Origin of the sequence: Halomonas sp. CH40, from assembly GCA_041875495.1 — a bacterium.
GTDB lineage: Bacteria > Pseudomonadota > Gammaproteobacteria > Pseudomonadales > Halomonadaceae > Vreelandella.
The window spans coordinates 171,872-191,937 of the sequence record CP112982.1 but is presented as its reverse complement, the minus strand read 5'-3'; the positions used below and the strand labels follow the sequence as shown (position 1 = coordinate 191,937).

The following is a 20,066-nucleotide window of genomic DNA, read 5'->3' as shown; positions in this document are numbered from 1 at the left end:
GAATAAAGGGGGTCAGATCCACATTAATAACCGCTAATCATCCAAGAAAGAGCGTGAAACAATTAATGTGGATCTGCCCCCCTTTATTTTAGCTTACACTTCCTGGTACAGCTGGCTGCCTGTCTGGCGGAACTTCTCTGCCTGTTCCTGCATACCGCGCTTGACCGCCTCGGCGTCGCTGTCAGCGGCATTTTCTGGCGCGCGGTCGCGGTAGGTATCGCGCACTTCCTGGCTGATTTTCATCGAGCAGAACTTGGGCCCGCACATGGAGCAGAAGTGCGCCACCTTGGCGGAATCTTTCGGCAGGGTTTCGTCGTGGTACTCCCGGGCAGTATCCGGATCCAGCCCCAGGTTGAACTGGTCTTCCCAACGGAATTCAAAGCGTGCCTTGGAAAGCGCGTTATCGCGGCGCTGGGCGGCCGGGTGGCCCTTGGCCAGGTCTGCTGCGTGGGCGGCAATCTTGTAGGTGATGATGCCGGTTTTCACGTCATCTTTATTCGGCAGGCCCAGGTGCTCTTTCGGCGTGACATAGCAAAGCATCGCACAGCCGAACCAGCCGATCATCGCCGCGCCAATGCCGGAGGTGATGTGGTCATAGCCAGGGGCGATATCAGTGGTCAGTGGGCCAAGCGTATAGAAAGGGGCCTCATGGCACGCCTCTAGCTGCTTATCCATGTTCTCTTTAATCAAGTGCATGGGCACATGGCCAGGGCCTTCAATCATCACCTGAACGTCGTGTTTCCAGGCGATCTTGGTTAGTTCGCCCAGGGTCTCCAGCTCGGCGAACTGCGCTTCGTCATTGGCATCGGCAATTGAGCCAGGCCGCAGGCCGTCACCCAACGAAAACGCCACGTCGTACTGCTTGCAGATCTCACAGATCTCTTCGAAGTGGGTATACAGGAAGCTTTCCTGATGATGGTACAGGCACCACTTGGCCATGATCGAACCGCCCCGGCTGACAATGCCGGTCACGCGGTTGGCGGTCAGCGGCACGTAGCGCAGCAATACGCCCGCATGAATGGTGAAGTAATCCACGCCCTGCTCGGCCTGTTCGATCAGAGTATCGCGGAACACTTCCCAGGTGAGGTCTTCAGCCACGCCGTTGACCTTCTCCAGCGCCTGATAGATCGGCACGGTACCAATCGGCACCGGCGAGTTGCGGATAATCCATTCACGGGTCTCGTGGATATTCTGGCCGGTGGAAAGATCCATGATGGTGTCCGACCCCCAGCGGATACCCCAGGTCATCTTGTCGACTTCTTCTTCAATTGATGAGGTGACCGCTGAGTTACCCAGATTGCCATTAATCTTGACCAGGAAATTACGGCCAATAATCATCGGCTCGGATTCCGGGTGATTGATATTGTTAGGGATAATCGCCCGCCCACGGGCCACTTCATCGCGGACAAATTCCGGGGTGATTTCTTCCGGCAGGCTGGCTCCAAAGTTCTGGCCAGGGTGCTGATGGCCCAGAATGCGCTCGACCTCCGCAGTGCCTAACGTCTGGCGACGCTGATTCTCGCGGATGGCAATAAATTCCATTTCCGGCGTGATAATGCCCTGGCGCGCGTAATGCAACTGAGTGACGTTTTTGCCCGCTTTCGCCCGGCGCGGCGTACGAGTCAGATCAAAACGCAACTGGGCAAGGGTTGGGTCGTTAGCGCGGCGATTACCATACTCACTGGTGGGGCCATCCAGAAACTCGGTATCGTTGCGCTCTTCAATCCAGGTACGGCGCAGCGCGGGTAAGCCCTGGCGCAAATCGTTGTTGGCGGCCGGGTCGGTGTAAGGGCCGGAGGTGTCATACACCAGTAGCGGCGGGTTCTGTTCATCAATGCTGCTGGTTTTGGTAGGCGACAGGGTGATCTCGCGAAATGGCACGCGGATATCTGGCCGCGAGCCTTCCACATACACCTTGCGCGAGGCGGGCAGCGGTTGAATGGCGGCCGCATCGACCTGGGCAGTTTCGGCTAAAAAGTGGCTGGTTTTACTCATGATGATCTCCTGAGGGTATTTGTTGTTCTAAAGCGACAAGTGATACGACGGTTGTGTAGTTTGGGTTCGCGGGGTTAATGAGCAAGATCCAGCCCCATCTGCCAGAAGTCGATTTCCAGGCGCGTAGCATCGCCAAATATCCGGCTCAGCTCGGCAAAGCGGGCGGGGGTAACGTCAGCAAGGCGGGCGTTGAGCCATTCCAGCTCGGCCCTCATGGCGGCCTGGAACTCTTCGCTTGCGTACATGGCGATCCAGGCATCAAAGGGGTTTTCTACACCGCGCCGGGTAAACGCTTGAGCGTTCAGCCAGTTGGCAATTTCACCGTAGCCCACCAGGCAAGGCGCCAACGCCACGTGCAGATCGAGCAGGTCACCGCGGTTGCCGGTATCCAGCACGTAGCGGGTATAGGCTAGCGTTGCGCGCGCTTCCGGCAGCTGGGCCAGCTCGTCTTCTGAAATGCCCCACTCCTGGCAGAACCCCACGTGCAGGCCCAGCTCCACATCCACAATGGCTTTCAACCCTTCATGGGCCTGGCGTAGATCAGCCAGCGTAGGGCTTTTATAGGCCGCCAACGCGTAGGCACGGGCGAAGTGAATCAGAAACAGGTAATCCTGTTTTAAATAGTGGCGAAACGCGGGTTCAGGAAGCGTGGCACTGCCCAATTGACGGACAAAATCGTGTTCAATATAGGCGCGCCAGTCGTTATGGCAGGCGTTGGTAAGATCAGTAAAGCAATAACCCATAAAGCCTCCGGCAGTAATGATCCGGAGGGTCGGCGTAGGTATGCGTTAAGCAGAAGATCGAGGAAATGGCGCAGAAGGTGGCGTGCGATCGTGAGAAGAGCTAGCCAAGGCCATCGCTTGATCCCTACGCCGGTACCCGAGCTTCCCTCTTCATGAGGAACCGCCCATTAGCCGGATCAGGTTCAGCGGGACCAGCGCTTTGGCAGTATCAAGTGGATACACCCTGCACCATCTCAGCCGGATTCACCGGCACCCCGTCAAGCAGTTGAAGGAAGCAGTCTAGGAGGCATCATCAAGAGATGCAAGAAAGACACAGAAGTTATAGCACTAACGTCACAGCGAAAAAATTGAGCTCTCCTCTAGACGCTCGATGAAAGTTACGCGAGGCTGTTAATTGTAAAATATTAATTCCTATACGCTATCCACTGTAGCGATGACCACTCGTCAAAGCACAAAGAAGAGGAGCGCTAAAAAGTGGCAGTAAGCGGGAGCCATGTACAAAAAAGCCAGACCCAACACTGGCTGTTCAGCAAGTTAAAGCGTGCTACAGGCCTGGTCGCGTTACTGCTGCTGGTATGCCTGCTACCCACACCGGCCACTGCACAAGGGATAGCGCTTAGCGCGTCAGAACGTGCGTACCTGGCAGAAAACGAGCCCATTGTATTTGTTAGCCAGAGCAACTACCCCCCTTTTGAGTTCATGGATGATCAGGGCCAAAGCGATGGCATGATGGTTGAGCTCGCCCAGTGGATTGCCGATGAAGCAGGGTTTGAGGCTCGATTTACCCATACCGACTTCAGCACGGCACAAGCGCAGATTCAGGCGGGCCGTGCCGACGTACTGACCAGCTTTTTTTATAGCCCTACCCGAGATACCAGCTTCGAGTTTACCCAGACGATCTTTGAAGTCCCTGCGGCTATCTTTGTGCCCGTTGATCGCCCCGACATTACCCGGCTTGAGGATCTCGACGGCCTGCGTGTCGCCACTCAGCGCGGTGACTATGCTGAGGAGTTTCTGGAAGAAGCCGGCATCAATGTCACTCTCGTTTCTACCATCAATTTTTCGGATGCCGTGCTGGCCGTGCTGGGGGGCGAAGCCGATGCCATGATTGGCGATGAACAGATCGTGCTGTTCCAGCTTTATCGCTCAGGCTTGAACGTGGAAATGAAGCGGGTGGGCGAGCCTCTGTACACCGGGCTTAACAGCATGGCGGTCAAGGAAGGCGAGCACCTGCTGCAGAATATTCTCGACAAAGGTATTGCTCATGCACGTGAACAGGGAGTCATTGAGCGCATTAACGCCAAGTGGCTGGGCGAAATGCTGCCATCGGCGCCGATCAAATGGCGTGAATACTGGCCTCACGCCCTGATTATTATCATCGGCGCCCTATGGGTGGTGGCGTGGAACCTGCGCCTGCGTCAACTGGTGCGCCGCAAAACAGACGAGCTTCGCCTGGCCGCCAGCGTGTTCCGTAACGCCCACGATGCCATCATGCTGACCGATGAGCAGGGCAATACTCTGGACGTCAACGCCGCTTTCACACGAACCACTGGCTATGAGGCCGCTGAAGTACTCAACCAACCCTCATCGCTGTTGGATCGCCTGTTCGATATTCAGCGTGATGAAAGTCTGCAGGCCACACTGGCCAATGATGGCGTCTGGCAAGGGGAAATCTGGGAAAAACGTAAAAATGGGGAGCACTACCCAATTCAGCTGACGCTCTCGCTGGTCAAGGATGCCGCGACCCGCAGCACTCATTTTGTGATTGTTTTTACCGATATTTCCCGCCAGAAAGAATATGAAAGCCGCCTTCAACACCTGGCTTATTTTGATCGTTTAACCGACCTGCCCAACCGTGAAGGGTTCACCCAGCGGCTTACCCGGATCATGCAAGAGGCACGAGAAAGCCAACATTCGGTGATGCTGGCCTACCTGGATCTCGATGGATTTAAAGAGATCAATGACCGCTACGATCATAGCCTTGGCGACCAGGTGCTGAGAGTCGTCGCTGAGCGCCTGCGCAGTACCTTGAAAAACAATGAGATTGTGGCCCGCCTGGGCGGCGATGAATTTGTCATGGTATTGCCTCACCAGCCATGTGACCTGGAAATGCAGCGGGTCATCCAGCAACTGATCCAGCGCGTCAATCAGCCTATCCGCTTCACTCATTGCGAGCTGCAGGTATCCGCCAGTGTCGGCGTCGCGGTCTACGATGGCAATGAGGATATCGACCCGGATCAATTCATTCGTCAGGCTGATCATGCCATGTATCAGGCCAAACAGCTGGGCAAGAACCGTTATCACCTGTTTGATCAGGCTCATGAGCGTGCTGTGCGCGGTCATCATCAGAGTATTGCCCGCATGCAGCAGGCATTAGCCAACAATGAGTTCATGCTGTTCTATCAGCCCAAAATCAATATGCGTAGCGGTGATGTCATCGGTGTTGAAGCGCTGATACGCTGGCAACACCCAGAGCAGGGCCTCTTGCCACCCGCCATGTTCCTGCCTGAAATCCAGCAGCATCCATTTGCCATCGCACTGGGTGAATGGGTCGTTAATAGCGCGCTGCAACAGTGCAGCGACTGGAAAGCCAACGGCATTCATTGGCCTGTCAGCGTTAATATTGATGGCATTCACCTGCAGCACCCTCATTTTACCCAGTGGCTGTCTGACACCCTGGATACCTTTCCTGATTACGCGCCCGGCGACCTGGAAATTGAAGCCCTTGAAAGCAGTGCCCTGGATGATATGCAAGGCGTCGCTGATATTATGCGCCAATGTCAGACCCTCGGCGTTAACTTCGCTCTGGATGACTTTGGCACAGGTTACTCCACCCTTGCCTACCTGCGTTATCTGCCAGCCGGAATACTCAAGATCGATAGAAGCTTTGTGCTCAATATGCTGGATAACGAAGAAGATCTGGTCATGCTCAAAGGCGTCTTGAGCCTTGCAGAAGCCTTTCAGCGCCGCGTTATTGCCGAAGGGGTGGAAACCAGTGCTCACGCTCAGTCCCTGCTGGCCATGGGCTGCGAGTATGGCCAGGGCTATGCGTTTGCGCGCCCCATGCCAGCCAGCCAATTGCTGGAATGGAAAACACATTTCACCCTGACTGAGGGCACAACAACCCACGGCTCACCTTGAATCACAAAGTCACGACTCACGACTCACGACTCACGACTCACTAAATTATTGCAGAGACTGAAGGTGTTTTTGTAAACCATCATGACACCACCGAGGGTTTAGCGAGCGATACTCGCTTCCTGAGCGCTGATCGGGCATTATTTGCGCAGTAGCGACTAATCAACTGGCCTGAACGCTATTTGCATCAACCGGCCCGAAAGTGTCACGCTGAAAGATCAACAGTGCTTTTTACGGCTTTGCGGGGGTGCATGATGACAGCCTTGACAGAACAGGCGACGTGCATTCACAAGCATCGGGAAGTAGACTAGTGATGGCCTTGCGGCCTGTGCACTGGCACTCCGCTTCGGCTCGGGTGCCGCACGCGGCCAACAATAATCTCGACATTCGGAACGTTTCAGTGACCAAGCAACACTCTTTTGATCGCGACGAACTGCTGGCCTGCTCACGCGGCGAGCTCTTTGGCCCCGGCAATGCACAATTGCCAGCGCCCAACATGCTGATGCTTGATCGCATTACCAGCATTACCGAAGACGGCGGTGAAAGTAATAAAGGCGAGCTTATTGCCGAGCTGGATATCACCCCGGATCTGTGGTTTTTTGACTGCCACTTCCCCGGTGACCCGGTAATGCCTGGCTGCCTTGGCCTGGATGCCATGTGGCAACTGGTAGGTTTCTATCTGGGCTGGCTGGGCCACCCGGGCCGTGGGCGAGCGCTGGGCTGTGGTGATGTCAAATTCACCGGTCAGATTCTGCCCGACGCCCAAAAGGTTACCTACAACATCAATATCAAGCGTATCATTACCCGTCGCCTGATATTGGGCATTGCCGACGGCACAGTGACCGTCGACGGGCGTCAAATCTATCAGGCAAACGACCTGCGCGTTGGCCTATTTACCTCCACTGCGAATTTTTAACAGGAGGCTCCCATGCGACGAGTGGTAGTCACCGGCCTGGGCATCGTGTCTTGTCTCGGCAATGATCAGCAACAGGTCCTGGATGCGCTCAAAAACGGGCGCAGTGGCATTCGCTTCAAAGAAGAGTATGCAGAACGCGGTCTACGCAGCCAGGTTGCTGGCAGCGTCGATATTGATCTTAATGCGTTGATTGATCGCAAACTATTGCGCTTTATGGGCGATGCGGCCGCGTATGCCTATATCTCCATGGCACAAGCCATTGAAGACGCTGGCCTTTCAGAAGAACAGGTTTCCAACGAACGTACCGGCCTGATTGCCGGTTCGGGCGGCGCGTCCAGCGCCAACCAGGTAGAAGCCGCTGATGTGCTGCGTGAGAAAGGCTTGCGCCGGGTTGGCCCCTATCGCGTTACCCGTACCATGGGCAGCACGGTGTCCGCCTGCCTGGCCACGCCGTTCAAGATCAAGGGCGTCAACTATTCAATTTCGTCGGCCTGCGCCACCTCGGCTCACTGCATCGGCAGTGCCATGGAGCAGATCCAGCTGGGCAAGCAGGATGTGGTGTTTGCCGGTGGTGGTGAAGAGGAACACTGGACGCTTACCTGCCTGTTCGATGCCATGGGTGCGCTATCCACCCAATACAATGAAGACCCAGACAAGGCTTCCCGCCCCTATGACCAGGCCCGCGATGGCTTTGTGATTGCCGGTGGCGGCGGCATGCTGGTATTGGAAGAGCTTGAGCATGCCAAGGCGCGGGGTGCCCACATCTACGCTGAACTGGTGGGCTATGGCGCTACGTCTGATGGCTATGACATGGTTGCCCCTTCCGGTGAAGGCGCCGTGCGCTGCATGCAGCAGGCCTTGGCAACCGTCGACGGCGACATTGACTACATCAACACCCACGGCACTTCAACGCCGGTGGGGGATGTCGCGGAGCTGCAGGCGGTTCGTGCACTGTTTGGTGATACCACCCCGGCCATGAGCTCGACCAAATCGCTTACCGGCCATTCGCTGGGTGCTACCGGGGTACAGGAAGCCATCTACTCGCTGCTGATGATGAAGCATGACTTTGTCTCTGCGTCAGCGAACATTGATACACTCGATGAACAGGCGGATGGGTTTGATATCGTCACCCAGCGCCGTGATGGCGTTAACCTGCAGCGCGTGCTCTCCAACAGCTTCGGCTTTGGTGGCACCAATGCCTGTCTGGTGTTCCAGCGTTATGCCAGCTAACCAGCTATCGCCCCAGACAAGCCTGCACTGACAAAACGGCGCCAACCCACAAGGTTGGCGCCGTTTTAGTTTCTTCGGTACTGTCAGGTTTGTCTGTGGTCAGGACGCTTTCAGCGGACGTGGCACGTCTGAGATTTCCTGTAGCTGGGTTTCAATCCAGGCTTCCACTTCGGCGTTCACGTTATCGGATGTTTTACCGTCTGTGGTGATCGGTGCACCAATGCGTACCCGCAGAACCCCAGGGCGCTTAACCCAGTGACGCCCCGGCCAGCGCTCCCCTGCGTTGTGTGCCACAGGCAGCACCGGCACGCCGGCGCGGCAGGCAATCACGCTGCCACTTTTGTTATAGCGCTTGCGTACCCCAGGCTCTACCCGAGTTCCTTCAGGGAAAATCAGCACTGATAGCCCGCCTTGCAGACGAGTGACCCCTTGAGTAAGTACCTGCTTCATGGCACGGGCAGGCCGTGAACGATCAAGGGCAATCGGATGGAGCAGCCTCAGCGCCCAGCCGAAAATCGGGAAACGCAGTAACTCCTGTTTCAGCACCGTACATACCGGCGGCTTCATGACCTGCAAAAACACCGTTTCCCACTCGCACTGATGGTTGGCCTGAATCACACAGGGGCCACTAGGCAGATTTTCACGCCCTTCAATTTCATAACGCACCCCGCAGGCGACGCGAAACCAGACCATCAAAAAGTGGTTGTAGAGATTAAGCAGTCGGTAGCGCCCTGAAAGCGGCAGGAAAGGCGCGATGGGCAAGCAGAAAACGCCTATCAATAACATGGCACCAAAGTAGCCGATGTAAAAAATCACACTGCGCAGCACATTCATCAGGCGGTGCCCTCCGCCGCGCTGGCATTATCGTCATCGCGCATCAGACACCAGGCATCCAGCATACGCCCGACTTCCAGCCGCCAGGGCTTCTGGTGAACCCCAAAGGTTTCCAGTACGCGCCGACAGTTCAACACCCGACGCAATTTGGCGTCGTGATGGTGCTTCTGTGCCTGTACTTCGCCAAGCGCCACCTCTTCACCGCGCCCTTCCAGGTGAGTACTCAGCTGGGTGCGCACCATAGAGGTAAAGGTGAAGGCACTGACCGGTTCCGTGCCCGCCAGATGATAGGCCCCCCAGGCCTGCACCCCGCAGGCAAGCTGCTGGAGCATACCCACCAGCGCCAGCGCCACCGCATCGGCACTGGTCGGGCAGAAAACCACATCCTCGGCGGCGCTGACATTCTCCCCGATAATCAGGCTATCAATCACCTCGTTCAGCCAGGCATGGCTGCCTTCCAGCCCAAACAGCGGCCCCAGGCGCACAATCAGATGCTGGGCATATTCAGCGCGAATACGATCTCCAGTCTTGACCAGACGGCGCAGGCTTTCATCCCTGGGTGCCGGTACCAGATGCTCATCAATTGGTACCTCAAAACCGTCCTCATACAACTGATCAGACACACACCATACCAGCGTCGTCTGCTGCGCCTTGCAGGCATCAAGGCAGGCATCCACAGCGTCAGCATGGGCGGTGACATCCGCAGGCACCATGTTCAGAGGATGCGCCAACGGCGGTATGATCACGGCATCTGGCGCCACTTCCGCCACCCGCTCGGCACTCAGCGCCGTTCCTGCTTCTATTACCAACTCGGTATCCGAGCGGCGGCCAGCTTCCCGCGCCAGCGCCAGGCTCAGACAGTGTCCCGCATCCAGAATCAGCAGCTTCACGAAAGCCTCTCCCCTTGGGCGTGTTGATCACCACGCTGTATTCGATCTCGTCTATGGCTGACCATTCTAAACCCTAACGGACGAATCGGCACATGCCGTGTGCTAACCAGCATGATGCATGGGTAAGGCTAACGCGCTGAGTACTCCAACAACCTGCTTAGGTGCCCAATCCTGCAAACACCACCACACCCAATACAATGGCCAGTAAAAGCAGGGTTTCCAGCACCATCAGGATCACCGGTTTCCACCCCACCACGGCAAGCTTCTGGAACGAGGTCTTGATACCCAGGGCGGCAATCGCCGTCACCAGACACCAGCGGGACAGCGTCGACATGCCCTCGTTGACCGCCTCGGGAATCAGCCCCAGGCTGTTGATCACCACCAGCACCACAAAGCCGACCAGGAAACTGGGCAGCATGGGCACTTTAGTCGCCCCGCTCTGTGCATGGCGTGATGCGCGAAACAACCACATAAACACCATGACCGCCGGTACCAGCATGGCCACCCGCACCAGTTTGACGAGCGTTGAGGTATCGCCTGTTTCCTCGGAAATCATGTAACCGGCGCCCACAACCTGGGCAACATCGTGAATGGTACCGCCCAGAAAGATGCCTGCCTGGGCATTGGCCAATGACAGCACACCGGCAATCAAGGGGTAAATCACCATCGCCACCGTTGATAGCGTGGTGACCCCCACCACAGTAAGAATGGTATTGCGCTCACTGTTCTCGTCGCGCGGCATCACCGCCGAAAGTGCCAGCGCCGCCGAGGCACCGCAGATACCCACCGCACCGCCGGTTAGCAGCCCAAGGTCACGCGAAAGTCCCAGCATCCTTGCCATCACAGCGCCAGCCAGAATCACAAAGGCCACCGAAACAATCACCGTCAACACGGGTCCGATCCCCAGCTCCCCCACCTGCTCGAACGTCATCCGCGCCCCTAACAAAGCAACACCCAGGCGCAGCACGGTACGCGCGGCAAATTCAACGCCCTCTCGGCATGCCCCCTCCTCACTCAAAAAATGCAGCGACATACCAAACAGCAGCGCATAAAGAAGCGTCGGGCCGCCGTAATGGTCCGCAATAAAAGTGGTCGCCAGTGCAATGGTGACGCACACCAGAAGGCCCCGGCCAATATTGCGGTAATTGCCTGTTCGCTGAATCAGTCGTGCCAACCAACCCTCCTTGGGTGTGGTCAATATAGGTGGCTTCATCTGCCAGCTCTCCTTATCTTTTCATGCGGATGCATGTGCCTGATGCGCGGTTGGCTTGCAACCTGACGGTCAGTGCTGCATCAGAGGGTGGTTATCCGTGATACCTCACACGTTACTGGTTCAACCGTGAGGCTTGAGTATCACCTTGGCCGCTGGTGTACGTCCTGCCACTAGGTCAGCAAAGGCGCTATCACCGTCTTCCAGATGGCGTACTTCTACCCAGGAAAGCTCGCCCAGCGCCTGAGAATCCAACAGGTCAACGGTGGCCCTCAAATCGGCGGATGTGTAGGTATACGCGCCCAGGAAAGCAACTTCCTTGAGCGTAATCGCGCGAGTATCCAGGCTTCCTTCGTTATCCTGTAAGCCAAGGTGCATGATCGCCCCCCCAGGCCGTATACAGTGCACCGCCATTTGGCGTGTCGGTGCTGAACCAACGCAATCAAAAACTGCGTCAAAGGCATCGGCCTCTGGCGCCTCACTGCGCGGATCAAACGCAGTCAATCCGGCTTTTTCTGCAGTGTTTCGCCTGGGCAGGTTGGTTTCAGCAACCTGTAGATGACGCACCCCCTTGTGGCGCAGAATCAGCGCGGTCAGCAAGCCAATCGCGCCACCACCAATTACCAGCACCCGCCCTTCAGAAAGCGGCCTTGGCAGGCAGGCGGCAAGACGATTGACACCGTGCAAGGCCGTCGCGGCAGGCTCGGTAAGCGCTGCTGCTTCAGCAGACAGGGAATCAGGCAGCTCAATCAGGCAATGACTGGGAATGGTCAGCGTTTCGGCAAAGCTGCCGGGGCGGGTCATACCAATCATGGTGCGATTGGCGCACAGGTTCTGACGACCTTCCATGCAGTAATCACAATGCCCGCAGATAATCAGCGGATTCATGGTAACCCGCTTACCCAGCAGCGGTCCTTCTATCACTTCACCCGCTGCCTCATGCCCCAGAATCAAGGGCGGTTTGCGGCGCGGATCATGGCCATGAAAGGCATGCAGATCAGAGCCACAGATTCCCGTCGCCTGAATGCGCACCCGGGATTCGCCCTCCGCCAATGGCAGCTCCTCTGCCTCACGCATTTCAACCTGCTCCGGGCCAACGTAATACAATGCTCGCATGATACGATCTCCTCACTAGGTGAGATTATTTGGCAGTGAAACCACCGTCGACATAGAGCGTCTGTCCGGTAACGTAGCCAGCAGCCGGAGACGCGAGGAAGACGGTCGGCCCCGCAATATCGGCCATTTGGCCATTGCGCCCTATCGCGGTGCGCTCCGCCAGGTTCCCTGCGGCGGTTGGGTCGTTAAACAGCGGCGCCGTCAGCTCGGTTGGAAAAAAGCCCGGTGCAATGGCATTGGCATTAATGCCATGCTGAGACCACGCTTCCGCCATGGCTCGGGTCAGCTGTACGATCCCGCCCTTGCCTGCTCCGTAAGGGGCGCTATTAGGGAAGGCCCGCTGCGACTGCAAAGAGGCCAGATTGATAATCCGCCCATAGCCTTTCTTGCGCATACCGGGCACCAGGGCACGCGACAGGAAAAACGGCGTGCCCAGATGCAGTTGTAACGTCAACTGCCAGGAAGCCAGGTCAACCTCTTCCGCTGGCTGGCGCAAATTGACACCCGCCGCATTGACCAGAATGGTGATATCGCCAAAAGGCGCTGCCGCCCGGTGGGCAATATCATCAACAGACTCGGGTGCTGCAAGATCGGCCACAAGGGCGGCCGCCTGGCCGCCCTGTGCTTCAATGGCCGTTACACTCTCATCAAGCGCCTGTCGCCGCCGAGCTGCCACCACCACTTGGGCACCTGCTGCTGCCAGTGCTTCGGCCATGGCGCGACCCAGCCCGCTGCTGCCGCCGGTCACCAACGCTACCTGACCCTTGAGACTGAAGTCCGGCTGCATATCAGATCTCCTCGTTGATCACCAGATCAAAGGTCTCGTCCGGGTAATACTTAGCCAGACGAACATCACCGGTGCGGGCATGGCCTTCCATCCCTTCACAGCGCGACAGGCGCGCCGTTGCAGCCGCCACACTGCGGGTTGCTTCACGGCTCTGGCGCTGATAACTGACAATCTTGAGGAACTTCTGAGCTGACAGGCCGCCGGTATAACGCGCAGCGCCCTTGGTAGGCAGAATGTGGTTAGTGCCAGAGCATTTATCCCCGAAGGCAACCGTGGTTTCTTCCCCGACAAACAGGGAGCCATAGCTCGTCAGCCGATCAACCCACCAATCGAGGTCTTCTACCTGCAATTCCAGATGCTCAGAGGCATAACGGTCGCTGACCTCCACCACTTCTTCGCGGGTATCACAGATGATGATCTCGCCATAATCGCGCCAGGCAACATCAGCGGCTTTACGCTGGGTTTCCGGGAGCGACTCGATCAAGCCAGGCATCCGCTCTGTCACCGCGTCGGCCAGCTCTTTAGAGGTAGTGAATAGCCAGACAGGAGAGTCAGGGCCGTGCTCGGCCTGCCCCACCAGATCCGCCGCCACGATATCAGGGTCGGCATTATGATCGGCAATGATGCCGATCTCGGTCGGCCCAGCAAACATATCAATACCGCAACGCCCGAATAACTGGCGCTTGGCTTCGGCAACAAAACGGTTACCCGGCCCTACCAGAATATCGGCTGGCTTACCGGTGAACAGGCCAAATGCCATGGAGGCAATACCTTGTACGCCACCCATCTGCAGAATGGTGTCGGCTCCGGCCAGGTCCATGGCATACAGAATCGCCGGATGAATGCCCTGTTCATCGCGGGGAACGGAACACGCCACCACATTCTTGACGCCCGCGACCTTGGCAGTCGCCACACTCATGATGGCGGAGGCGATATGCGCATAGCGCCCGCCCGGCACATAGCAACCAGCGGTTTCCATGGGGATCAGCTTCTGGCCAGCAAACAGGCCAGGCGAGAGTTCTGTTTCAAATTCCTGAATGCTGTCTCGCTGGGCCTTGGCAAAGCGGCTAACGCGCTCGTAGGCAAACTCGATATCTTTTTTTAGCTGCTCAGGCACCTTCTCCTTGGCCGCTTCGATCTGCTCACGGCTAACCACAATATCGCCCTGCCAGTTATCCAGGCTAAGGCAGTATTCCTTTGCCTTGCTTTCACCCTCAGCCTCAATCTCAGCCAGCATCCTGGCAACCACTTCCTGTGTCTGATCGTAGCCAGTGGATGCATTCTTTTCGGCTTTTTTGTAGTAGGTAATCGCCATTTTTGTATTCCTCACCGTTGTTTTATTGATGTTTCATCAAGGTGCCAGGAGTGCTGCCTGCGACTCGAAGGCACGTTCAGGGTTAACCACTCAGCGTTTTTGTAAGCGCTTACAATTTATGTTCGCGCCAAGTTACGGCCGTTTTTTCAGTCACTTCATTCAGAAAAAATCAGGGATATTAACGCCACCACAGCGACAGCCAGGGCACAAAGGCCACCAGCAGCGCGACCGAGAGCATGGCCAGCACAAAGGGAATCGCATAGCGTGCGATGGCCAGCACGGAACATCGCGTTAACCCCGCCACCACGAACAGGTTCAGCCCTAACGGCGGTGTTATAAACCCAAGCCCCAGAGTGGTAATCATCAGGATCGCAAAATGGAACTGATCCATGCCGACCGTTTGCGCCAGGGGCAATAAAAGCGGCGCCAGAATGACAATATTCGGGGTGGCTTCCATCACACAGCCGGCCAATACCAGCACACCAATCATCATCAGGATAATCAGCACGGGAGAGTCAGTAATACCGGTGATGCTGCCTACCATGGTCTGTGGAATAGACAGGCTGGCAAGCATCTGGGCCAGCGGGTGCGCAATCGCAATAATGGGAACAATCACCCCACATACCCGCGCCGAAGATTCCAGCATGCGTGGAATATCGCTCAGCCTTAGGGTGCCCTGCTTGAAACCGACCAACACAACGACCACAACGGCCACGGATGCCGCTTCCGTAGGCGTGAAGATACCTGAATAGATGCCGCCCAGAATCACCACGGGAACAAACAGCGCCCATCGCGCATCCCAGACCGCATTTAGCCAATTACGCAGCGAAAAACGCTCATGGCCCTTTTCAAAGCCGTGCATGCGGTTGAGCACCATGTTAGTCAGCATGATCGCCAGCATGACCAGAATACCGGGGATGATAGCGGCCAGAAATAACGTGGAAACCGGCATACCCAGCACTAGCCCAATCACGATATAGGCAATCGAAGGCGGAATCAGAATACCCGTACAGGCACCTGCTGCCACCAGCGCACAGGCAGCGGGCAGCGGATAGCCTCTTTCCACCAGGCGGGGAATGGTCATCCGCCCAACAGCCGCTGCACCGGCCGCATCAGAGCCGGAAATACACGCGAAGAAACCACACCCCAGGGTGGTGGAGCTGCCCAAGCCACTGCGAAAGCTGCCGACAGTGGCTTGCGCCAGGTTCAAGAGTTTATCCGAAAGACCCGAGCGCACCAGGGCATCCCCGGTCAGAATAAAGAGTGGTACGGCAATCAGTGCAAAGGCGTTGATGCCTTCAAAAAGCGACGCGCCAAATACGGACAAAGGCAAGGCTTCAGTAAACGTCATTGCCGCCAATGTCCCCAGCCCAATCGCCACCCAGATGGGTACACCCAGCACAATCATGACGGCCAGCCCCAGCATGGGCAGAAAAAAGCTCCATCCTAGGTCTGCTGCCGCGGGTTGGTAGGTCATAAATTCCATAACGAATTCCCTCAGTCGAACAGCTTCTGGCCATCAAAAACGGGGTCACCGCGACGCATGCGGCGAACATCCGCCAGCATGGACTGCACCACCCGTAACACCACTAGCGTAAAGCCAAGGGGGACTGCTGCCAGGAAGAAAGCCTGCGATACGCGTAAACCCGGTGTGATTGAGCCAAAGTTGATCGAGGTAAGAATAGGACCAATCGATAGCCACAACGCCCAGACCGCCAGCACCAGAGTGGCAATATCTGCCAGCCACCAGGCCAGGCGCTTCATCTTGGGGCCACCCAGATTGACCAGCACATCAATACGGATATGCGCTCGATCCCTGACGGCGGCCGCCGCCGCCAGCCAGGCCAGATAGATAAAGGCGTAGCGGGCAACCTCCTCGCCCCAGGACGAGGAGTAGTTCATGACAAAGCGCCGGAAGACTTCAATGGCAATCGTCAGGATAATGAGCGCATAAAAGGTCAATAGCAGCCAGCGCTCCGCGCTACGGTCGATCTTGTCGCAACGCAACCGGAAAGCCCGCCACTTGGACATCTTAGCTGTTGCTGTCGACGTAGTAGCCATTGCTTTCCTCCGTAGCCGCCAGTAGTTGCTCAAAGACGTCCATTGACCCCGCCAGTTCCAGCTTGGTCTCGTCCCAATCCGGCAGGTGGTGGCCACAGCGGTCACGCCACTGTGCAATTTCGTCGTCTGTCGGGTTATATACCTCGACACCCGCCTGACGCATCTGGTTGTAAGCGTATGCCCGAGCTGCAGGCACCTTGGCCAGGTTTTCACGGAAGGTGGTTTCAGCCGCCTGCATCACGCCATCCTGAATAGGCGCTGAGAGGGAGTCGAACCATTCCTTGTTGCAGGTATATACCTGGGCATCAGCGACGGACTGGATAGTGGAGATACTCTTCAGGACATCCGTAAAGCCGAAGACCAGCAGTGCCTGAACACTCGGATCGAGTGCATCTGCCACGCCCTGCTGCATGGCAGATGAGGTTTCGCCCCATGCCACTGGTGTCGGGTTTGCCCCTAGCAGGCGGTAAACCTTCTGCAGAATCTGCGAGCTGGGAACCCGGAACTTGATACCTTCAATATCTTCCGGCGTTCTCGCAGGGCCATCCAGTAGCCCCTCGCGAACCGCCACGGTACGCGGGTCGATACATATATAGTTGAGTACTTTGAAACCACGCTCCTCAATCTTGTTATGCACCACATTCTGCCAGGCAGACGATGTCACCAGATTAATCAGGTGCTGGTTATTGCCACACCAGTAAGGAATATTGACCAGATCCACTTCCGGGGCAAAGGCCGCCAGGTTGGCCATGGAGTGCTGGGCAATCGCTACTGAGCCGTTCTGAACCTTGCTGATCAGGGCACCACCTACGCCCAGCTCGCCAGCAGGTGCCAGCCGCACATAGACCCGGCCGCCGGTAAAGTTCTGCAGGTTTTCCTTGTAGTTCAGCTGCATGATCGGGTACGCACGGGTCGCGCCTACCCGGTAACCAGTTGCCATGACTATGGTCATTTCAGCAGCGGCCTGCAGCTCACTTTCCTCTTGGGCGGTTTGCGCCAGGGCCTGTTCTGAGAACAGCGTCCCACCCACGGCAGCGACCACGGCGGCGCTAAAACCATAGCGCCCCGCCGCCAACATGAACTGACGGCGCTCTGGCAGGCTGGGCTCACCAGAAACACCGGGCTTGGACATATCGAAACGGTTGAACAGAGACATCAGCGTGCTCCTTGTACTTGTTGTTAAGGTACTTATTGTTAAGCCTTTAACAGGCCACGTCATGCGTTATGGGAATGTCGGGCTTCCAGTTTCAAACAGGCAGAGATAAAGACACCGGTGGCCGCCACGAGCAACATCGCTTCCTGGGCGGCGGAAAGCTCCACCAGGCCGGGACTGAAACGCTGGAGGGCAACATTCAGAAAAAAGACGACAAAGAGACCAAAGGCTACCCACATGAGTACCCCTAACCCCTTATTACCAGAAGGTTCTTGAGATGGATCAGACATACATTGACTCCTCAACGCTTGTTCTTGTAATTATCTTTTGCCTGTCAGATTTTCTTATCCAGCCTTGTCGGTCACCTTTGCAACTAGCATCTTTGCACCACATCCAGTACAAATTGTTATGTAAGCGCTTACAAAGCTGTATCTTCAAGTTAGACTCATATAGATGAATTGTCCAGAAAAAATTTTCACCTATTCTTACTATAAGGTAAAGCATCCCAGAAAAGCCGCAGCAAAGGAAAAAATGCTTTATGAACAACAAACTACAAAATGCTTTACTGGCAGATGTAGCACGTGAAGCAGGCGTTTCCACAGCCTCCGTATCACGGGTGCTTAACCGGGCACCGCATGTCAGCAAGCCACTCCAGGCACGGGTCGAGGCTGCCATCGCAAAGCTGGGCTATGTTCCCCATGGCACGGCGCGCGCCCTGGCCTCACGACGCATAGGGGCTATTGGCGTTTTGGTACCCACCCTGGATAACCCGATTTTCAGTATTGCCATCAACAGTCTCGAACAGCGCCTTAAACACCATGATTGTCGTCTGCTGATTGCCACCTACCGCTATGACCTGGATGACGAATTCGATGCCCTGCGGACTCTCATTCAACAAGGCGTCGATGGCATGGTACTGATCGGCCATGACCATCGCCCTGCCGTCCTGACCACGCTTAAACGCCGCAAGATGCCTTTTCTGACCTGCTGGCATGGCATTCACGACGCTGACTGGCCATGTATAGGCTTTGATAATACGGCTCCCGCGACGGCACTGGCCGAACATCTGCTGGCACTTGGGCATTCCCGCCTAGCGGTATTGAGCGCCCCCGTCACCAGCAATGACCGTGCCCGGGCACGCCTGCAAGGCTTTCTTCAGGCCGCCGAACAGGCCGGATGCCCGATTCCTGACAGCCATGTCATGACCGTCGAGTATGGCATTGCTGAAGGCTTTCAGGCCTTTGATGCCCTGATGCAACTGCAGCCCAGGCCAACTGCCATACTATGCGGCAACGATACCCTGGCGTTTGGCGTACTGCTGGCGGCTCAGGCGGCCGGCATCAATGTCCCCCAGCAGCTGTCGGTCACCGGCTTTGATGACCTGCCGCAGGCACGTTTCATGACGCCCGCCCTCACCACGGTGGCCGTACCCGCCATTGATATCGGGCACGGCGTTGCCGATGCACTGATTGCCCGTATTGATGGCGAAACCCCGCCTCACCAGCAACTGCTTGATGCCCCCTTGGTGCTGCGCGGATCTACCGGCCCGGCGCCACCTGCTGGCTAGCCTGAACCCTGTTTAGCTCTGCCCGGCAAACGCAGCATGCTGTTCAAGGGCCGCCACCAGATCAGTGGACAGCGTGACCGTGTCATCCTGTTCACGGCGCAACTGAAAACGCCGCTCACCGGGAATCCGCACACCCGGCTGGTCGAGCATTGCCGCAAACAGGCTTTCGGCATGGTCAACAAAGCCTTGAGAAAAACGCTGCGGGTCAATCAGTAACATCAGCTGGGCAATCCCCGGCGGCTCGCCTTCAGCCTCAAAAAATGAGCTTGCCTGGAAGCCAAAATTACTGCCTGTCAGGCCCGCTGTCAGTAACTCCACCATCAGCGCCAGCGCGGCTCCCTTGGCATCGCCAGCGGGCACCATGCTGCCTGCAATGGCAGCATCCGGGTCGGTGGTAACACGCCCTTCGGTATCCAGCGCCCAACCTTCGGGGATTGGCTCGCCCTTGATCTTGGCCAGCATGACCTTGCCGCGAGCGATCTTGGATAGAGAGAGATCAATCAGCAGCGGGTCACCGTCACGGCGCGGGCAGGCAAAGGCAATCGGGTTAGTGCCAAACAGAGGCAGCTTGCCACCCCAGGGCGCCATGGCAGACGGCGCATTACTGAACGCCAGCGCCAGATAGCCACGGCGAGCAGCGGCTTCCACTGGCGCACCGGCCACCCCAAAATGATGAGAGTGCGCAATGGACACCGCCGCTATACCCGCTTGCGCCACGCATTGATAGCCGGCCTCAAGGCCGCGCTCCACCGCCGGAAACGCCAGACCATGCCGAGCGTCTACGCGCACCACGGCGCCGTCAGTTTCTACCTGGGGAACCGCGGAAGCATCCACCTTGCCACTGGCAGCCTGATCCAGATAGAACGGCAGCCGTGAAAGGCCATGGGATGGCAAGCCATCACGCTCTGCTCCCAGCAAGGCCTCGACCGTCGCCGCCGCTTCAGCCTCACCAAAGCCGCGGCCATGCATGGCCGCCATTGCCAACTCACGCGCATGGCTTATATTAAGTTCAATGCTACCGCTCATCTAGCCAGCTCCATTTTATCAAGAACAAAATGCACACTATCAGCCAACAGCGGATTACATCTGAAAACAGAAGCCTACTCAGCTG

General features: G+C 56.8%; 17 protein-coding genes and 1 riboswitch. Of the genes, 4 read left to right on the top strand and 13 right to left on the bottom strand.

Going from position 1 to position 20,066, the window contains the following annotated elements; translation table 11 throughout:
• Window positions 1–93: 93 nt before the first annotated feature.
• The gene (gene thiC, locus OR573_00855) at window positions 94–1,995 is read right to left on the bottom strand and encodes a phosphomethylpyrimidine synthase ThiC (GenBank protein XGA80236.1); all 1,902 of its coding nucleotides are present in this window, start codon (window positions 1,993–1,995) and stop codon (window positions 94–96) included.
• 74 nt (window positions 1,996–2,069) lie between these two features.
• A complete protein-coding gene (tenA, locus tag OR573_00850) occupies window positions 2,070–2,738 on the bottom strand; it encodes a thiaminase II (protein XGA80235.1) in 669 nt (222 codons plus the stop codon).
• Between the two features lie 104 nt (window positions 2,739–2,842).
• Window positions 2,843–3,005, bottom strand: a riboswitch (TPP riboswitch).
• Between the two features lie 207 nt (window positions 3,006–3,212).
• Here tenA and OR573_00845 point away from each other — a divergent pair.
• The 3 genes from OR573_00845 (at window position 3,213) to fabB (ending at window position 8,022) form a co-directional block, all read left to right on the top strand.
• Window positions 3,213–5,879 (top strand): EAL domain-containing protein, encoded by a 2,667-nt coding sequence (locus OR573_00845; GenBank protein XGA80234.1) that lies wholly within the window; start codon window positions 3,213–3,215, stop codon window positions 5,877–5,879.
• A 397-nt stretch (window positions 5,880–6,276) separates the two neighbouring features.
• Window positions 6,277–6,792, top strand: a complete 516-nt coding sequence (gene fabA / locus OR573_00840) for a 3-hydroxyacyl-[acyl-carrier-protein] dehydratase FabA (GenBank protein ID XGA80233.1) — start codon at window positions 6,277–6,279, stop codon at window positions 6,790–6,792.
• 12 nt (window positions 6,793–6,804) lie between these two features.
• Window positions 6,805–8,022 carry a beta-ketoacyl-ACP synthase I gene (gene fabB, locus OR573_00835; GenBank protein ID XGA80232.1) on the top strand — a complete coding sequence of 406 codons (1,218 nt, stop codon included), beginning with the start codon at window positions 6,805–6,807 and terminating at the stop codon, window positions 8,020–8,022.
• Between the two features lie 99 nt (window positions 8,023–8,121).
• Here the strand turns inward: fabB and OR573_00830 are convergent, their stop codons facing one another.
• The 10 genes from OR573_00830 to OR573_00785 all read right to left on the bottom strand — a co-directional run bounded on the left by OR573_00830 (window position 8,122) and on the right by OR573_00785 (window position 17,678).
• Window positions 8,122–8,859, bottom strand: coding sequence for a lysophospholipid acyltransferase family protein (locus tag OR573_00830; GenBank protein ID XGA81638.1), 738 nt, complete (start codon window positions 8,857–8,859; stop codon window positions 8,122–8,124).
• Window positions 8,856–9,746, bottom strand: a complete 891-nt coding sequence (locus OR573_00825) for a sugar nucleotide-binding protein (protein ID XGA80231.1) — start codon at window positions 9,744–9,746, stop codon at window positions 8,856–8,858. The genes OR573_00830 and OR573_00825 overlap by 4 nt, the downstream gene beginning before the upstream one ends.
• A gap of 157 nt (window positions 9,747–9,903) precedes the next feature.
• On the bottom strand, window positions 9,904–10,959 hold the full coding sequence (locus OR573_00820) for a putative sulfate exporter family transporter (GenBank protein ID XGA80230.1): 1,056 nt from the start codon (window positions 10,957–10,959) through the stop codon (window positions 9,904–9,906).
• 120 nt (window positions 10,960–11,079) lie between these two features.
• The gene (locus OR573_00815) at window positions 11,080–12,072 is read right to left on the bottom strand and encodes an alcohol dehydrogenase catalytic domain-containing protein (protein ID XGA80229.1); all 993 of its coding nucleotides are present in this window, start codon (window positions 12,070–12,072) and stop codon (window positions 11,080–11,082) included.
• 25 nt (window positions 12,073–12,097) lie between these two features.
• Window positions 12,098–12,859 carry an SDR family oxidoreductase gene (locus OR573_00810; GenBank protein ID XGA80228.1) on the bottom strand — a complete coding sequence of 254 codons (762 nt, stop codon included), beginning with the start codon at window positions 12,857–12,859 and terminating at the stop codon, window positions 12,098–12,100.
• 1 nt (window position 12,860) lies between these two features.
• Entirely contained in the window at window positions 12,861–14,174 is a 1,314-nt protein-coding gene (gene hisD / locus OR573_00805) for a histidinol dehydrogenase (GenBank protein XGA80227.1), read from the bottom strand.
• A 178-nt stretch (window positions 14,175–14,352) separates the two neighbouring features.
• The gene (locus OR573_00800; protein XGA80226.1) at window positions 14,353–15,660 is read right to left on the bottom strand and encodes a TRAP transporter large permease; all 1,308 of its coding nucleotides are present in this window, start codon (window positions 15,658–15,660) and stop codon (window positions 14,353–14,355) included.
• 11 nt (window positions 15,661–15,671) lie between these two features.
• The gene (locus tag OR573_00795; protein ID XGA80225.1) at window positions 15,672–16,205 is read right to left on the bottom strand and encodes a TRAP transporter small permease; all 534 of its coding nucleotides are present in this window, start codon (window positions 16,203–16,205) and stop codon (window positions 15,672–15,674) included.
• Between the two features lies 1 nt (window position 16,206).
• A complete protein-coding gene (locus OR573_00790; GenBank protein XGA80224.1) occupies window positions 16,207–17,391 on the bottom strand; it encodes a TRAP transporter substrate-binding protein in 1,185 nt (394 codons plus the stop codon).
• Window positions 17,392–17,450: 59 nt separating this feature from the next.
• Window positions 17,451–17,678, bottom strand: a complete 228-nt coding sequence (locus tag OR573_00785; GenBank protein XGA80223.1) for a hypothetical protein — start codon at window positions 17,676–17,678, stop codon at window positions 17,451–17,453.
• A 248-nt stretch (window positions 17,679–17,926) separates the two neighbouring features.
• Between OR573_00785 and OR573_00780 the strand changes: the two genes are divergently transcribed.
• Window positions 17,927–18,955 (top strand): LacI family DNA-binding transcriptional regulator, encoded by a 1,029-nt coding sequence (locus OR573_00780; GenBank protein XGA80222.1) that lies wholly within the window; start codon window positions 17,927–17,929, stop codon window positions 18,953–18,955.
• 12 nt (window positions 18,956–18,967) lie between these two features.
• On the opposite strand, the gene OR573_00775 is transcribed toward OR573_00780, so the two are convergent.
• The gene (locus OR573_00775) at window positions 18,968–19,981 is read right to left on the bottom strand and encodes an Ldh family oxidoreductase (GenBank protein XGA80221.1); all 1,014 of its coding nucleotides are present in this window, start codon (window positions 19,979–19,981) and stop codon (window positions 18,968–18,970) included.
• Between the last annotated feature and the right edge of the window lie 85 nt (window positions 19,982–20,066).

What these genes read in the sequence shown, in the direction of transcription:
- thiC (XGA80236.1), bottom strand. Translation starts at nt 1,995, where the DNA reads ATGAGTAAAACCAGCCACTTTTTAGCCGAAACTGCCCAGGTCGATGCG.
- tenA (XGA80235.1), bottom strand. Translation starts at nt 2,738, where the DNA reads ATGGGTTATTGCTTTACTGATCTTACCAACGCCTGCCATAACGACTGG.
- fabB (XGA80232.1), top strand. Translation starts at nt 6,805, where the DNA reads ATGCGACGAGTGGTAGTCACCGGCCTGGGCATCGTGTCTTGTCTCGGC.
- OR573_00820 (XGA80230.1), bottom strand. Translation starts at nt 10,959, where the DNA reads ATGAAGCCACCTATATTGACCACACCCAAGGAGGGTTGGTTGGCACGA.
- OR573_00815 (XGA80229.1), bottom strand. Translation starts at nt 12,072, where the DNA reads ATGCGAGCATTGTATTACGTTGGCCCGGAGCAGGTTGAAATGCGTGAG.
- OR573_00810 (XGA80228.1), bottom strand. Translation starts at nt 12,859, where the DNA reads ATGCAGCCGGACTTCAGTCTCAAGGGTCAGGTAGCGTTGGTGACCGGC.
- hisD (XGA80227.1), bottom strand. Translation starts at nt 14,174, where the DNA reads ATGGCGATTACCTACTACAAAAAAGCCGAAAAGAATGCATCCACTGGC.
- OR573_00800 (XGA80226.1), bottom strand. Translation starts at nt 15,660, where the DNA reads ATGGAATTTATGACCTACCAACCCGCGGCAGCAGACCTAGGATGGAGC.
- OR573_00795 (XGA80225.1), bottom strand. Translation starts at nt 16,205, where the DNA reads ATGTCCAAGTGGCGGGCTTTCCGGTTGCGTTGCGACAAGATCGACCGT.
- OR573_00790 (XGA80224.1), bottom strand. Translation starts at nt 17,391, where the DNA reads ATGTCTCTGTTCAACCGTTTCGATATGTCCAAGCCCGGTGTTTCTGGT.
- OR573_00785 (XGA80223.1), bottom strand. Translation starts at nt 17,678, where the DNA reads ATGTCTGATCCATCTCAAGAACCTTCTGGTAATAAGGGGTTAGGGGTA.
- OR573_00780 (XGA80222.1), top strand. Translation starts at nt 17,927, where the DNA reads ATGAACAACAAACTACAAAATGCTTTACTGGCAGATGTAGCACGTGAA.
- OR573_00775 (XGA80221.1), bottom strand. Translation starts at nt 19,981, where the DNA reads ATGAGCGGTAGCATTGAACTTAATATAAGCCATGCGCGTGAGTTGGCA.